This window comes from Bradyrhizobium ottawaense (assembly GCF_002278135.3).
GTDB lineage: Bacteria > Pseudomonadota > Alphaproteobacteria > Rhizobiales > Xanthobacteraceae > Bradyrhizobium > Bradyrhizobium ottawaense.
Map to the genome: position 1 here is coordinate 2,823,676 of NZ_CP029425.2, position 15,341 is coordinate 2,839,016.

General features: G+C 64.1%; 13 protein-coding genes. 8 read left to right on the forward strand and 5 right to left on the reverse strand.

Annotation, left to right across the window (positions count from 1 at the left end; genetic code table 11):
- The 5 genes from ilvD to CIT37_RS13435 all read left to right on the forward strand — a co-directional run bounded on the left by ilvD (position 1) and on the right by CIT37_RS13435 (position 5,292).
- Complete coding sequence (gene ilvD / locus CIT37_RS13415; RefSeq protein WP_095425709.1) at positions 1-1,695, forward strand: dihydroxy-acid dehydratase; 1,695 nt, start codon at positions 1-3, stop codon at positions 1,693-1,695.
- A gap of 123 nt (positions 1,696-1,818) precedes the next feature.
- On the forward strand, positions 1,819-2,664 hold the full coding sequence (locus CIT37_RS13420; protein ID WP_049801790.1) for an ABC transporter ATP-binding protein: 846 nt from the start codon (positions 1,819-1,821) through the stop codon (positions 2,662-2,664).
- A complete protein-coding gene (locus tag CIT37_RS13425) occupies positions 2,661-3,446 on the forward strand; it encodes an ABC transporter permease (protein ID WP_028142596.1) in 786 nt (261 codons plus the stop codon). The genes CIT37_RS13420 and CIT37_RS13425 overlap by 4 nt, the downstream gene beginning before the upstream one ends.
- A complete protein-coding gene (locus CIT37_RS13430) occupies positions 3,446-4,210 on the forward strand; it encodes an ABC transporter permease (protein ID WP_246553911.1) in 765 nt (254 codons plus the stop codon). Before CIT37_RS13425 ends, CIT37_RS13430 begins: the two co-directional genes overlap by 1 nt.
- Before the next feature lie 35 nt (positions 4,211-4,245).
- Complete coding sequence (locus tag CIT37_RS13435) at positions 4,246-5,292, forward strand: 2,5-dihydroxypyridine 5,6-dioxygenase NicX family protein (protein WP_028142594.1); 1,047 nt, start codon at positions 4,246-4,248, stop codon at positions 5,290-5,292.
- On the opposite strand, the gene CIT37_RS13440 is transcribed toward CIT37_RS13435, so the two are convergent.
- From CIT37_RS13440 to CIT37_RS13460, 5 genes are read right to left on the reverse strand one after another with little or no spacing between them, the layout of a single operon-like run.
- A complete protein-coding gene (locus tag CIT37_RS13440) occupies positions 5,289-6,281 on the reverse strand; it encodes a 3-hydroxybutyryl-CoA dehydrogenase (RefSeq protein ID WP_095425708.1) in 993 nt (330 codons plus the stop codon). The genes CIT37_RS13435 and CIT37_RS13440 overlap by 4 nt on opposite strands.
- 3 nt (positions 6,282-6,284) lie before the next feature.
- The gene (locus CIT37_RS13445) at positions 6,285-7,373 is read right to left on the reverse strand and encodes an NAD/NADP-dependent octopine/nopaline dehydrogenase family protein (protein ID WP_095425707.1); all 1,089 of its coding nucleotides are present in this window, start codon (positions 7,371-7,373) and stop codon (positions 6,285-6,287) included.
- Positions 7,370-8,896 carry a class I adenylate-forming enzyme family protein gene (locus tag CIT37_RS13450; RefSeq protein WP_038947168.1) on the reverse strand — a complete coding sequence of 509 codons (1,527 nt, stop codon included), beginning with the start codon at positions 8,894-8,896 and terminating at the stop codon, positions 7,370-7,372. Before CIT37_RS13450 ends, CIT37_RS13445 begins: the two co-directional genes overlap by 4 nt.
- 2 nt (positions 8,897-8,898) lie before the next feature.
- Positions 8,899-10,188, reverse strand: coding sequence for an acyl-CoA dehydrogenase family protein (locus CIT37_RS13455; protein ID WP_038947170.1), 1,290 nt, complete (start codon positions 10,186-10,188; stop codon positions 8,899-8,901).
- A gap of 12 nt (positions 10,189-10,200) precedes the next feature.
- The gene (locus CIT37_RS13460; protein WP_050995659.1) at positions 10,201-10,998 is read right to left on the reverse strand and encodes an alpha/beta fold hydrolase; all 798 of its coding nucleotides are present in this window, start codon (positions 10,996-10,998) and stop codon (positions 10,201-10,203) included.
- Between the two features lie 214 nt (positions 10,999-11,212).
- Between CIT37_RS13460 and CIT37_RS13465 the strand changes: the two genes are divergently transcribed.
- The 3 genes from CIT37_RS13465 (at position 11,213) to CIT37_RS13475 (ending at position 15,303) form a co-directional block, all read left to right on the forward strand.
- Positions 11,213-11,974, forward strand: a complete 762-nt coding sequence (locus CIT37_RS13465) for an SDR family NAD(P)-dependent oxidoreductase (RefSeq protein WP_095425706.1) — start codon at positions 11,213-11,215, stop codon at positions 11,972-11,974.
- 43 nt (positions 11,975-12,017) lie between these two features.
- Entirely contained in the window at positions 12,018-12,854 is an 837-nt protein-coding gene (locus CIT37_RS13470) for an enoyl-CoA hydratase family protein (RefSeq protein ID WP_095425705.1), read from the forward strand.
- Between the two features lie 97 nt (positions 12,855-12,951).
- On the forward strand, positions 12,952-15,303 hold the full coding sequence (locus CIT37_RS13475; RefSeq protein ID WP_095425704.1) for a bifunctional salicylyl-CoA 5-hydroxylase/oxidoreductase: 2,352 nt from the start codon (positions 12,952-12,954) through the stop codon (positions 15,301-15,303).
- The last annotated feature ends 38 nt before the right edge of the window (positions 15,304-15,341 follow it).

Sequence of the window (15,341 nt, forward strand, 5' to 3'; positions counted from 1 at the left end):
ATGAAGAAGTTGCGATCACGCGTCACCACAGACGGCCTCGACCGGGCTCCGCATCGCGCATTCATGCGCGCGATGGGGCTCGACGACGCTGCGCTTGCCAAGCCGATGGTGGGCGTCGTCAGCATGAAGGGCGAGCAGACGCCCTGCAACATGACACACGATTTTCAGGTGACGGCGGCCAAGACGGGTATCGAAGAGGCTGGCGGCACGCCGCGCGAATTCTCCACGGTGTCGGTCTCTGACGGCATCAGCATGAACCATGAGGGAATGAAGTTCTCGTTGTTTTCGCGTGAACTGATCGCCGACTCGATCGAGGCCGTCGTCCACGGTCTGGCCTACGACGCGCTGATCGGATACGGCGGATGTGACAAGACGCTTCCCGGCGTGATGATGGGCATGGTTCGCTGCAACGTGCCCTCAATCTTCATCTATGGCGGCAGCGCGCTGCCGGGCCGCGTGGATGGGCGCACGCTGACGGTGCTCGATTCCTATGAGGCCGTCGGCAGCTTCATGACTGGTGAGATCGACGGCGCCGCGCTGGAGCGGATCGAGCGTGCCTGCTTGCCGACGATCGGCGCCTGCGCCGGCCAGTTCACCGCCAACACCATGGGAATGGTCTCGGAGGCGATGGGCCTGACCATTCCCAACGTCTCGATGGTGCCCGGTGTCTATGCCGAGCGTGCGCAGATATCGCGGCGCGCCGGACGCCTGATCATGGAGATGGTGGAACGCGGCGGACCGTTGCCGCGCGACATCGTGACGCGCAAGTCCCTGGAGAACGGTGCGGCGATCGTTGCCGCGACGGGTGGCTCGACCAACGCCGCGCTGCATCTGCCCGCAATCGCCAACGAGGCCGGCATTGCATTCACGATCGATGATGTGGGCGAGGTCTTCGCCAGGACGCCGTTGATCGGAAATCTGCGGCCCGGGGGCAAATACACGGCAAAGGATGTCTACGACATCGGCGGTGCGGCGGTCGTGATCCGTGAGCTGATCCAGAGCGGGCATGTCGATGGCAGCTGCTTGTCCATCACCGGCCGCACACTTGCCGAAGAGTATGGCGCCGCCAACGCACCCGATGGAGAAGTTGTGTATGCGGCCCGCGCGCCGATCATGCCTGACGGCGGCGTAGCGGTGCTGAAGGGAAATCTCTGTCCCGACGGTGCGGTGATCAAGGTCGCAGGTTTGAAGAGTCAATTCTTCGAAGGCGTGGCGCGCGTTTTCGAGGATGAGGAAGCCTGCGTCGCGTCGGTTCGTGACCGCAGCTACAAGGCAGGCGAGGTCCTGGTCATCCGCAATGAGGGGCCGGTCGGCGGTCCGGGCATGCGCGAGATGCTTGGCGTCACTGCGCTGATCTACGGGCAGGGCATGGGTGAAAAGGTCGCGCTGATCACCGATGGCCGGTTCTCTGGCGCGACCCGCGGCATGTGCATCGGCTACGTAGCCCCCGAAGCATTTGTTGGTGGTCCGCTTGCACTCGTTCGCGATGGTGACAGGATCCGGATCGATGCCGCAAACCGGCGGATGGATGTGCTGCTCGATGAGCAGGAACTCACAGCGCGGCGACGAGATTGGAAGCAACGTCCGCCGCGTCACCGGGCAGGCGCGCTTGCAAAGTATGCGCGGCTGGTTGGGCAGGCGCCGGGTGGAGCCGTGACGCATGAAGGCCCGGCAGAATGGCCGTGGTTCGAATGACGCACCGCACGGGACCGAAAACGACCGCCTGTCTGGCAGGTTTCTTGCTAAGCTCGTGCCGCTGACCGAGAACGTTCAGCGGGTTCGTCGAGAAATGTTCGCGCGAGTGAGGCGAGAGACGGGATGACGGTAGTGCCTGCGAGATCGAGCGAATGGGTGAGACCGGTGAGATCACAAGAGCCGGCTTCTGCGATCATCGAGATCGACCGCGTCTCGCAGGTCTTTCAGACCTCGGCGCGCAAGGATCATGTGGCGCTTTCCGACATCTCGCTGACGATCGAGGAGGGCGCCTTCGTCTCCATCCTCGGGCCGTCCGGCTGCGGCAAGTCGACACTGCTTTATATCGTCGGTGGTTTTGTCAGCCCGACCAGCGGCTCGGCGAAGATCAAGGGACATGCGATCACGGGGCCCGGTCCGGATCGCGGACCGGTGTTCCAGGAATTTGCGCTGTTCCCCTGGAAGACCGTGCTGGGCAATGTGATGTACGGCCCGCGTCAGCAAGGTGTGCGCGCCGCCGAGGCGGAAGCGCAGAGCCGGGCCCTGATCGAGATGGTTGGCCTCAAGGGCTATGAGAGTTTCTACCCCAAGGAATTGTCGGGCGGCATGAAGCAGCGCGTGGCGCTGGCGCGGACGCTCGCCTACCATCCCGAAGTTCTGCTGATGGACGAGCCGTTCGGCGCGCTCGACGCGCACACAAGGACGCGCCTGCAGAACGACCTTCTCAACATCTGGGAGCGCGACCGCAAGACGGTGCTGTTCGTCACCCATTCGGTAGACGAAGCCGTCTTTCTCTCGGATAAAGTCGTGATGATGTCGAAATCGCCCGGCCGCATCCGCGAGGTCATCGACATCGATCTGCCGCGACCGCGCCGCCGCAACGAGCTGTTGCTCGACCCGCGCTATCAGAAATACGTCGTCGATATCGAGCGCATGTTCGATGAAAGCGACGAAGCCGGGCCTGCCTCATGATGTCGTCAGCCACCTTGATCAGACGGGCCGCTCCGGTGCTGGCCTGCATCGGGTTGCTGGCCGTGTGGCAGGTTGCGTCGCTTGCGCTGAAGAACGACAGCTTCCCGACGGCAACCGAGGCGATCCGGGCAATTCCGGATATTCTCGGCGACAAGGAATCCCTCATCAACATCCTGGCCTCGCTTCGCCGCATGGCGATCGGGTTCGGTGTGGCGGTGCTGGTTTCGATTCCGCTGGGCCTGTTGATGGGACGCAGCCGCGGCGTCGCGGCCTTTTTCAATCCGCTCCTGATGGTGATTTATCCGGTGCCGAAGGCCGCCTTGATGCCGATCATCATGCTTTGGCTGGGCGTCGGCGACGTCACCAAGACATTGGTGATCTTTCTGGGCGTCAGCCTCCCCGTGATCTATCACAGCTTCGAGGGTGCCAAGGCTGTCGAAGAGAAGATGCTGTGGTCGGGTGCCGCGATGGGGCTTTCGCCGGCGCAACGCCTGGTGCGGATCGTGTTGCCCGCGGCGCTGCCGGAGATCCTGACCGGCTGCCGCACGGGACTGGTGCTGGCGTTGATCACGATGATCACCAGCGAGATGATCGCCCGCCAGTCCGGCGCCGGCAACATCCTGTTCAATGCGCTCGACATGGGTCAGTACGACACCGTCTTTGCGATGATCATCATCGTGGGCGCGATGGGAATCTGCCTCGACGCGATTTTTGAAAGGGTTCGTGCCAGGCTCGTGCGTTGGTCCGAGCCTCAGTTCGACATGCCGCTGAGCTTTTCGTGATGTCGCGCATTCTCTCCGCAAACGTCCTTCTTGGGATTGCCCCGATCGTGCTGGTCATTGCGTTGTGGCAAGGCCTGGTGTCGTTCGGCTTCGCGCCCGCGGTCTTGCTGCCGCCGCCGGGCTTCGTCTTCGGCCGGCTGCTCCAGCAGCTCGTGACGTGGACGTTTCAGCAGGAGATCGCGGCAACTCTGATCCGGCTGTTTGCAGGGTTCGCGATTGCGGTCGTGCTGGGTGTCAGTATCGGCATTGCCGCCGCCGCCAATCCGGCGATCAACGCCGTGGTTCGGCCGATCGTGCGCGTATTGGCCCCGCTGCCCAAGGTCGCGCTCTATCCGGCACTCCTGCTTTTGCTCGGATTCGGCCACGGGTCGAAGATCACATTGGTGGCCGCGGACGCGCTCTTTCCCATTCTGCTCTCGACCTATTACGGTGCATCGACCGTCGAGCAGAAGCTGATCTGGTCGGCGATGGCGGCGGGAACGCCGCGCTACGAAATCCTCTTCAAGGTGGTGCTGCCGGCGGCGATGCCGTCGATCCTGACCGGATGCCGGATCGGGCTTGTCATTTCCTGCATCGTGGTGTTTCTGGCCGAGATGATCACGTCGACGGACGGATTGGGGCATGCGCTCGTGACAGCGGCGCGAACTTTCCAGGCCGTCGATATGTTCGTACCGCTGATCACGATCTCGCTGCTGGGCCTGATCCTGAATGGCCTGCTCGGGGCGCTACGCTCGTACCTGCTGCGGGGCTTTCCCGAGGCGTGAACTGACCAAGAAGAACAGAAGACCGGGAGTGAACCATGCTGGCTGATCGCATCGAGGCAAAATGGATCGACGCATTCTGCGAGATCTTTGAACGTTGCGCCGTCAAGGCCGGCGATACCGCGGCGATCCTGTCGGAAACCCAGTCGCGTGCGTTGAATGTGCATCTGGCGGAGCTCGCGCTGCTGCGCATGGGTGCGCGGCCGTTTCACGTGGTCATGCCGACACCGCGCAATCGGAATATCGTTCCGGTTCGCTCGACAGGGGCGAGCGAGGCGATCCAGAAGCTTGGTCCGGTCATTACCGCGCTTCAGCAGGCCGGCTTCGTGGTGGATTGCACCATCGAGGGCCTGATGCATGCGGTGGAGACGCCGGAGATCCTCAAGGCCGGCGCGCGGATCCTGGTGATCTCCAACGAGCATCCCGAGGCGCTGGAGCGGATGGTGCCGGATCCCGCGCTCGAGAAGCGCGTTCGTGCGGCGGCCAAGATGTTGCGGGGGACCAAGCGGATGCGGGTGACGTCGAAGGCCGGCACGGCGCTGGATGTCGACATGGTCGGCGCGTCCACGGTCGGTGTGTGGGGCTGGACCGACAAGCCCGGCACGCTGGCGCATTGGCCCGGTGGAATCGTCGTCAGCTTCCCCAAGAGCGGGACGATCAACGGCACGCTGGTGATGGCGCCGGGCGACATCAATCTCACTTTCAAACGCTACCTCACGTCACCCGTGAAGATGACCTTGAAAGATGACTATGTCGTCGAGCTGGAAGGCGAGGGCACGGATGCCGCGATGATGCGCGCCTATCTTGCTGCCTGGGGCGATCGCGAGGCTTATGCCGTCTCGCATGTCGGTTTCGGCATGAACCCCGGTGCGCGCTATGAAGCGCTGTCGATGTACGACCAGCGCGACACCAATGGCACCGAGATTCGGGCCGTCTCCGGCAATTTCCTGTTCTCGACCGGCGCCAACGAATTCGCCGGCCGCTACACGGCGGGGCATTTCGACCTGCCGATGATGGGAACGACCATCGAGCTCGATGGCGTCGCGGTCGTTCGCGAAGGCGTGTTGCAGGACGTCTTCGGCTAGTTGCGGTCGAGCACGGGTGGGCGAGCCAGGTCGAAGTGGCGGAGCAGATCCACCATGGCCTGAAGCCGTTTTACGCGATAGGCGTCAACGTCCATACCCGAATAGTCGAGGAAGCCGGCACCCGTGCGCAAGCCGATCCTGCCTTCATGCATGTTGCGTGAGATGACGTCCGGCGCGCGGTAGCGGTCGCTGCCGAGCGCGCCTTCGAGATAGCGACTGGCGTAGTACAAGATATCGCCGCCACCCCAGTCGATGAACTCGAGCAGTCCGAGCACGGCGTAGCGGAACCCAAAACCGTAGCGGATCGCCTTGTCGATCTCCTCGGCACTGGCCACGCCTTCCTCGACCATGCGTGCGGCCTCGTTCATCGCCAGCGCCTGGATGCGCGGAACGATGAAGCCGGGCGTCGCCGCGCAGACGACCGGGACCTTGCCGATGCCTTCGAGCAGTCCCTTGACCTCGTCGACGATGGCGGGGTCGGTGGCTCTGCCGGGCGAAACCTCGACCAGCGGGATCAGGTAGGCTGGGTTGAGCCAATGCACGTTGAGGAAGCGGCGAGGATTCACGATCGCGCCGGAAAGATCATCGACCAGGATGGTCGACGTCGTCGATGCCATGATCGTGTCGGGTCGGACCTGCCGTGAGGCTGACCCAAGCACCTCGCGCTTGAGCTCGACGACCTCTGGAACCCCTTCGAAAACCATTCCGGCCTCGGATAGCGCTGCCCCGCTCTGGCTGGCGGGCACCACCGAGACGCGCGCGATGAGCGGATCGACATCGGCCTCCGTCAGCAGCCCCAGCTTGGACAGGCTGGCAAAGGTCTTCGTGACCTCGCCGAGCGCGTCGGCCTCAAGCTTGGCGAAGTCTTCTGCGCTACGGGCCTTGACGTCGATCATTGTGACCTGATGGCCAGCGTAGGCAAACGCGACCGCGATGCCGCGTCCCATGCGGCCCGCCCCCAGACAGACGATATTGGCGCGATTGGTCATCGGTCAAAATCCATTGCGAAGCAGCGTCTGCAATTCAGCCTTGCTGAGATTGTCGAGCCCCAGCGTCTCGAGCGTTCGGCCACCTTGCGCAAAATCCTCGCCGCAGACCGCGCCGCCGATTGACAGGAACGCTTTGGCCAGCGGCGTGGCCACGCCCGCCAGGCCTGCGACGGAGACCAGCAGCGACAGCCCAAGCCGCAGGTCCTCGCGCATATAGCGATGCTCCGTCAGCACGATCCGCTCGCGCCAGTCCCCTGAATCCGTCAGCCGGTCGTGCGAGCCGCGGCCATACATCCAGATCTCGCCCTCTTTCGCATAGTGATGAGCGAGCGGGAAATGCGGTGCACCGTAACCAAGCGCCTCGCGCACCGCGATGCGTTCCGCGTCGAGCGCGTCGGTCACCCGCCGAATCGCGGCTTGTGTGCCTTCCTTATGGATGTCCCAGCGCTCGAAATGTTCGATTGGACCGGCATTCATCACGATCAGCGGCGGATGGATGATGGGTCCTGCATTCATCAGCGCCCCGGACAGCGCGTCTCCGCACGGCTCGATCGTATCGGGGAAAGCGCGTCCGATGACTTCGAGCGCATGCGGTGCCCGTTCGAGCGGGAACACGCCGACTGGAAGCCGCTTGGCGCGGATGGTGATCGCGACCTCGAACGGTCCGTGCTTGCGGGTGAGCCACGGCAGTGTACCGGTTTCGGCAAAGCTTGCCCTGGCCTGGTTCCCAGCTTCCCGCGCAGCCTCTGCGAAGATCATCGAGCCGAATGTCGCCGGCGGCAAGAATACGACCTGACCGTCCCGCAGATGCGGGGCGAGCAGGCGAGCGATATCAGTCTGTGCGAAGGCAGGAGCGGGGCACAGGATCAGCTCCGTGCCGTTGACGGCCTCGGCGATATCCGTCGTGACCAGCGCGAGCGTCACGTCGTGGCGGCCGTTGTGATCCTTGACCAGGATGCGCGAGCCGGCGGCGCGATGTGCCGCGACCTGACCGGCATCGCGGCGCCAGAGCCGCACCTCATGCCCCGACAGCGCAAAATCGCCGGCGGCCGCGAAGGAGCCGTTTCCCCCACCGAGAACTGCAATCTTCAAGATGCTTCTCCTTGCGCGCGGGACTGCGCATCAAGCTGCTTCAGCAGGAAATGCTGGACCTTCCCCAGTGCGGTGCGCGGCAGGTCGGCGACGAAGACGATATCGCGTGGCACCTTGTAGCGGGCGAGTTGCGCCTGGAGATGGGCTCTCAGCTCGTTCGCTTCGGGCCGGCAGCCGGATCGGGGGATGACATAAGCGATCGGCACCTCGTCCCAGCGCGGGTCCGGCCGGCCGATCACGGCGCATTCGCTGACATCGGGATGTTCGAGCAGGACGCGCTCGACCTCGGCCGGGTAGACGTTCTCTCCCCCCGAAATGATCATGTTCTTCTTGCGGTCGCGGACCCAGAAATAGCCGTCGGCGTCGCACAGGCCGATGTCGCCGGTGCGATACCAGCCGTCGTGCAATGCGTCGCGCGTTGCCGCCTCGTTGCCCCAATATTCGAAGAACACATTGGGTCCGCGTACCGCGATCTCGCCCGGCGTGCCTGCCGGCACCTCGTTGCCGGAATGATCGACCACCTTCGCTTCGCAGCACAGGCCGGCAAGTCCGGTCGATCCCGCACGCGAGAGGTCGCCGCCAAGCCGCGTGTAGACGGCGATCGGGCAGGTTTCCGTCGAGCCGTAGACCTGAAGCACCGGCACATCGCGGGCGACGAAACGCTCGATCAGATGGGGAGGCACGATGGTCGAGCCGGTGGCGACGGCTTTGAGTGACGAAAGATCGGTGGCGGCCCAGGCGGGATGCTCGCTCACCGCCTGGATGATCGCAGGCACCATGACCGTGAGTGTCGGCCGCTCCTGTTCGATGGCCGCAAGCGCGGTCTCCGGCGCGAAGCGTGCATGGACCGTGACGGTCGCGCCGAGCTGCAGAGCCGGCGTGGTCTGGATGTTGAGGCCGCCGACGTGGAAGAACGGCAGCACGGTCAGCACATGATCGTCGGACGTCATGTTGTGCATGTGCTGGCTCATGACGCCGTTCCAGAACAGCGCCTCCTGGCGCAGCACCGCGCCTTTCGGCCGCCCGGTTGTCCCCGATGTGTAGACGATAAGCAGGGGGCAGGAGAGATCGGTGTGCGGATTTCGGCCGGCGCCGTCGCTGCGCGCGAGCAGGCTTTCGAATGTCGTGCCGCGAGGTGGCGTGAAGTCGAGGCCGACAACGGACGTCCCCGGCGCAAGCTCGGGGAGAACTCCCTCGAAGGCCCGCTCGAGCACCAGCACCTTGGCGCTCGCATCGGCGAGAATGAAGAGTTGCTCGGCGACCGCCAGCCGCCAGTTCAGCGGCACGAGCATCGCACCCAGCCGCGCGCAGGCGTAGAGCAGAATAAGATAGTCGGGTCGGTTCAGGCTGAGGATAGCGACGCGGTCGCCGCGGCCGACGCCGAGCTCCTGTTTCAATGCCGTCGCGGTGCGTTCGATGCGCGCGGCGAACGCCGCATAGCTCAGCCGTTCCCCTTCGAAGGCAATGGCTGTCTTGTCTGGCGCGAACGCCGCGTTGCGATCGATCAGACTGCAGAGGTCCACCGTCAGTCGTCCGTCTCGCCGGTCTCATACAGCGCCTCGCGTCCGATCCGGTCGAGGCAGAGCTCGGCGGTCCAGGGCAGCATCAGCGAGCCGCAGCGGCTGTCGCGGTAGATCCGTTCCAGCGGCAGCGAGCGAAGCATGGCCTGACCGCCGCAGGTGCGGATCGCGAGCGCGGCAAGCTCATTGGCGCCTTCCATCACCGAATATTGCGCGGCATAGGCCCGCAACACCTGCTCCTTGCTCGGATTGGCGCAGGCTTCGGTGACGGCCTGGAACCAGATCGCCTTGACCTGCTCGAGCTTGATCTGCATCTGCGCGACCGCGATCTGCTTGGTCGGATACATCCGGCGCTTGACCGGCGGCATGCCCGGCACTTCGCCGCGCAGATAACGCACGGTGAAATCATAGGCCGCTTGGGCCAGGCCCATATAGGTCGGCGACAACGTGAGGAACATGTGAGGCCAGCGCATCGCGGCCTGGAAATAGACGCCGCGCGGCATCAGTGCAGAGTCGGCCGGCACGAACACGTCCTTGAACAGGAGCGTCCGCGAAACCGTTCCGCGCATGCCGAGCGGGTCCCAGTCACCGACGACAGAGACGCCTTCCGATTTGGCGGAGATCGCGAGGTAAAGCGTGTTGCGGCGCGAGGCCTTCTCGCCTTCCTCGATCTCAGTGCAGAGCACGCCGTAATAGTCGGCATGGCCGGAGAGCGATGCAAAAATCTTCTTGCCGTTGACGATCCAGCCGCCCTCGACCGGCCTTGCTTCCGTGCCGAAGGCGACGCCGCCTGCGGCGGCCGCTCCACCCTCGGAGAAGGGTTGCGAATAGATCGCACCATCCTCGACGATGCGCTTGTAGTGGACTGCGCGACGCCGCTCGTGCTCGGCCCGGGTCCCGGCGTCCATGTCGAGATCGTCGGCGAGGGGCCCCGACCAGAGGGTCGAGCACACGTGCATGTTCCAGGTCAGCGCGGTCGCGCCGCAATAGCGGCCGATCTCGGCGGCCGCCAAAGCATAGGTCTGGTAGTTCGCGCCGAGCCCACCGTGTTTCTTGGGAACGGCAATGCCGAGCAGACCGACGCGGTGCAGGTCGCGATAATTCTCGATCGGAAAGGTCGCCTCGCGATCGTAGGTGGCGGCGCGAGCGGCGAACACGCTCTGACCGATCTCTCTTGCCCGCGTAACGATGCCAGCCTGCTCGTCGCTGAGGCGGAATGCAACGGGATCGAAGATCGGCGCATCCAGCGCCACCTTGTCAGTCGTGCCGATCGTCTTGCTGACTTGCATGGTCATTGCGCGGTCACCTTACGCTTTGGTCGCGAGAGAGTTCAGGAACCGGCCGAGGGCCTCGTCAAAGGCCTCGGGGCGCTCGAGGTTGGCGAGATGGCCGACGCCAGCGAGCTCGACATATTCAGCACCAGGGATGTAGTTCGCAGTCTTTGCCATCATCGGCGCGGGCGCATTGTTGTCCTTGGAACCCGACAGCAGCAGCGTTGGGACGGAAATATTCGCAAGCGTGCTGCGCTGGTCGAAGCCGATGAGAGCCAGCATCATGGCACGATAGCTTGCCTCGGGCACGCTCCCCATGCATTCGCGTGCAAGCACCATTCCGTTCGGATCGGGATCGTCCCCGACAAGCTCCTTCACCAGCGAGGGCGCCAGCGACTTCATCGTCTCTCCGCGATCGAGCGGCCCGAGCCGCGCCGCGATGAACGATTTCTGCCAGTCGCCGTCGGCCTTGCCGAAGGCCGGGCTGGTCTGCGCCAGTACGACCGCGCGCGCCAGCTTTGGCGATTGCACCAGCCATTTCTGCACGATCATGCCGCCAATCGAGTGACCGACCAGAATGGGTCTGGTTGCATCGAGTTGCTCAATGAACTGCTGGAGCGCCTCCGCCAGGGTAGCAATGCTGACGCTGGCGAGCGGTGCCGATCTGCCGTAACCCGGCATATCCCATGCGATCGCGCGGAAGCGGCCGCCGAACGTGGCAAGTTGCCGCCGCCAGGCCCGCGCTGCGCCGCCGATGCCATGAAGGAAGATCAGAGGTATCGCATCCGGATCGCCCGCGGCTTCGTAGGCGAAGCGTCCGTCCTTTGTTATCATTGGCGCAGGCTGCGACACGCGACATCCTTTTGCTTGGCCCTTGATGCTAACAGGCCTGTGGGGGATGGGAAGCGATAATTTTATACTTAAAGCAATTTTCGGGCCGCCCTCTCGTGCCCCGACGTTCGCGGCCGCGAGGCGCCGCTTTCGTTGCAAAAATTTGAAGGTTAAAATATATCGGAGGAACGATCATCGGATCCGAGGGAGCCAGCGCATGTCCGGATTGCCGCACTCGCCGCACGCACTGGTGACCGGTGGTGGCCGCGGCATCGGCCGTGCGATCGCGGCGGCCCTCGTCGGCGCCGGCGCCACTGTGACGATAGTCGGTCGGAACTCCGCGGTCCTCGAAGAGGCGGTCAATGCAGGCGCCGCGCATTTTGCGGCCGTCGCCGATGTTTCGGACGAAGCGTCGTTGAAGGCCGCCATTAGCGAGGCCAGCGCGCGAAAGCCGATCGATATCCTGATCGCCAATGCGGGCGGCGCCGAATCCGCACCATTCGTGAAATCGGACAGTGCCCTGTTTGCGCGCATGATGGACATCAATTTCATGGGCGTCGTCCATGCCATTCACGGCGTGCTGCCGGGCATGAAGGATCGCCCGTTTGGCCGCATCGTCGTGATTGCGTCGACCGCGGGGCTCAAGGGCTATGCCTATGTCAGCGCATACACTGCGGCCAAGCACGCCGCGGTCGGTCTCGTTCGTTCGCTTGCGCTCGAGCTGGCCGGTAGCAATGTGACCGTGAATGCGGTTTGCCCGGGCTTCACCGACACCGACCTCGTAGCCGGCAGCATCGAGAACATCATGACCAAGACGGGACGAAGCCGCGAGCAGGCGATCGCCGAACTCGCCAAGCACAATCCGCAAGGGCGCCTGATCGCGCCTCGGGAAGTGGCAGACGCGGTTCTCTGGTTGTGTGGCGAGGGCGCCGGCGCGATCACCGGGCAGGCGATTGCCGTGGCCGGGGGCGAGGTCTAGCGTGAATGCCGCAGGCGCGGAACGAACACACCAAGGAGATCGCATGAGCAGACCAGCAAATCCCGTCACCATTCCGCTCGCGGACTATTCGCCGCAGCACTTCGTGCTGGCGGTGGTCGACGGCGTCGCGACGGTCACGCTCAACCGGCCCGAACGAAAGAATCCGCTGACGTTCGAAAGCTACCGGGAACTGACCGATTTCTTCCGCGCTTGCGCCTTCGACGACGAGGTCAAATCCATCGTAGTCACCGGCGCGGGCGGCAATTTCTCGTCCGGTGGTGACGTGTTCGAGATCATCGGCCCGCTGGTGAAGATGGACACCAAGGGGCTGACGGCCTTCACGCGGATGACCGGCGACCTCGTCAAGGCGATGCGGGCCTGCCCGCAGCCGATCATAGCCGCGGTCGAGGGAATCTGTGCCGGGGCCGGTGCGATCGTCGCCATGGCATCGGACATGCGCCTCGCGGCAAGCGGGACCAAGGTTGCTTTCCTGTTCAACAAGGTGGGCCTTGCCGGTTGCGACATGGGCGCCTGCGCGATCCTGCCGCGGATCATCGGGCAGTCCCGCGCCTCCGAACTGCTCTACACCGGCCGGTTCATGACCGCGGAGGAGGGCGAGCGCTGGGGCTTCTTCAGCCGCATCGTGACGCCGGTGCAGGTGCTGCCCCAGGCGCAGGTCCTGGCCAAGCAGATCGCGGAAGGGCCGACCTTCGCCAACACCATGACCAAGCGAATGCTGGCGATGGAATGGGCAATGTCGGTGGAGGAGGCGATCGAGGCGGAAGCCGTTGCCCAGGCCCTGTGCATGACCACAGCCGATTTCGAGCGCGCCTTCGAGGCCTTCGCCAACAAGGTCAAGCCGGTATTCAGGGGCGACTAAACGGCGTCTCTGTCCGAGCCGGCCAGCAAGGGGGACTTGCGCGAAATTATTTTAGGCTTAAAATAGTTTCATGGCCGGGTGAATTGGCGAGGCTCCCATGAAAGTCGCGATCATCGGTGGCGGACCTGCGGGTCTCTACGCTGCGATCCTGCTCAAGAAGCAGCGCCCGGGCGCCGACATCACGGTGTATGAGCGCAATCGGGCCGACGACACCTTCGGCTTCGGCGTGGTCTTCTCCGATGCCACGCTGGACAATTTCGAAAAACACGATCTGCCGAGCTACCGCCGCATCACCCAGGAGTTCGCATACTGGGACGACATCGCCGTGCATTTCCGCGGCACGGTCCACCGGGTCGGCGGTAACGGCTTTTGCGGCTGCTCCCGAAGCAAGCTGCTCCTGATCCTTCAGGAACGGGCCCGCGAGCTTGGCGTCGTCCTGCACTTCGAGGTGGACATCGACGACGAAACCCGGTTCGCCGACGCCGATCTCGTCCTGATCGCCGACGGCATCAACAGCCGCTTCCGCGAGAAATACATCGATCATTTCCAGCCGGAGGTCGACCTCCGCTCCAACAAGTTCGCCTGGATGGGCTCGACCAAGCCGCTCGATGCCTTCACCTTCATCTTCCAGGAGACCGAGTGGGGGCCGTTCATCGCCCACGCCTATCAATATGAGGCCGGACACTCGACCTGGATCTTCGAGACCGATCCCGAGACGTTCGAGCGGGCTGGCCTCACGGGGCTGGACGAGACGCAGTCCGCCGCGCGGATGGCCGAGATTTTTGGCTGGTTCCTCGATGGACACAAGCTGCTCATCAACCGTTCGATGTGGCGCAATTTCCCGATGATCCGCAGCAAGCGCTGGGTCAAGGACAACATGGTGCTGCTCGGCGATGCCAAGGCGAGCGCGCATTTTTCGATCGGCTCCGGTACCAAGCTCGCGATGGAAGACGCGATTGCGCTGGCCGAGGCGATGGAGAAAGCTCCCAGCATCGAGGCGACGCTTGATGTCTACGAGCAGGGCCGCCGTGAGGAGGTCGAGAAGACGCAGCATGCCGCCGACGTCTCGCTGGTCTGGTTCGAGCATGTCGACCGCTTCTGGGATTTTGATCCCGTGCAGTTTGCCTTCGGCGTGATGACGCGCTCGAAGGCGATCACCTATGACAATCTCAAGCTCCGGGCGCCCGATTTCGTGGCCGAAGTCGAGAAGTCATTTGCCAGACAGGTTCGCGACAGCGGCTTTGACGTCGACACCAAAAAGCCGGCGGTGCCGTTGTTCCAGCCGTTCCGGCTGCGCGAGATGGAGATCGCCAATCGCGCGGTGATGTCGCCGATGTGCATGTACTCGGCCAAGGAGGGCGTGCCGACCGACTTCCACCTCGTGCACTACGGATCGCGTGCGATCGGTGGCGCCGGCCTGATCTTCACGGAGATGACCTGCGTCAGCCGCGACGCCCGGATCACGCCGGGCTGCACCGGCCTGTGGAACGACGAGCAGGAGGCGGCGTGGCGGCGCATCGTGGACTTCGTCCACGGCAATTCGGCCGCAAAGATCTGCCTCCAGTTGGGCCACGCCGGCCGCAAGGGCGCGACCAAGCTGATGTGGGACGGCATGGATCGCCCGCTGGACGAAGGCGGCTGGGACGTGTTCTCCGCATCGCCGCTCCCCTATTTTCCCGACAGTCAGGTGCCGCGCGAGCTCGATCGCGCCGGCATGAACGCGGTGAGGGACGCTTTCGTTGCGTCGGCTGAGCGCGGCGAGCGCTGCGGCTTCGACATGCTGGAGCTGCATTGTGCCCACGGCTATCTGCTCGCCAGCTTCATCTCGCCGCTGACGAACACCAGGACGGACGAATACGGCGGCTCGCTCGACAACCGTCTGCGCTTCCCGCGCGAGATCTTCGAGGCGCTCCGCGCGGTCTGGCCGTCGCACAAGCCGATGTCGGTACGCATCTCCGCGACTGACTGGGCCGATGGAGGCATCACCGGCGACGACGCGGTGGCGGTTGCGCGCGCTTTCGCCGAAGCCGGCGTCGATCTGGTCGATGTCTCGACCGGGCAGACCGTCCGCGATGCGCAGCCGATCTACGGCCGCATGTTCCAGACGCCGTTCTCGGATCAGGTCCGCAACGAGGCGCGCGTCGCCACGATGTGCGTCGGCAACATCACGACGGCGGACCAGGCCAATACCATCCTGGCCGCTGGAAGGGCGGATCTCGTCGCGCTTGGCCGGCCGCATCTGGTCGATCCGTTCTTCACCATGAGGGCGGCGGCCTGGTACGGGGCAAAGGACGCGTTCTGCCCGCCGCAATATCTGCCCGGAATGGATCAGATTTTCCGCAACAGCGTCCGCGACCGGCAGGATCTGGAGGAGCTGCGCATTAAGGCTAAGCCCAAGACCCGGGCCGAGCTCAAGGCGGAGACGACAAAGCCGCTTGCGGCGGAGTAACCGCCCGTGCGACGTTAACCTCATTGCCTGGCATGTTT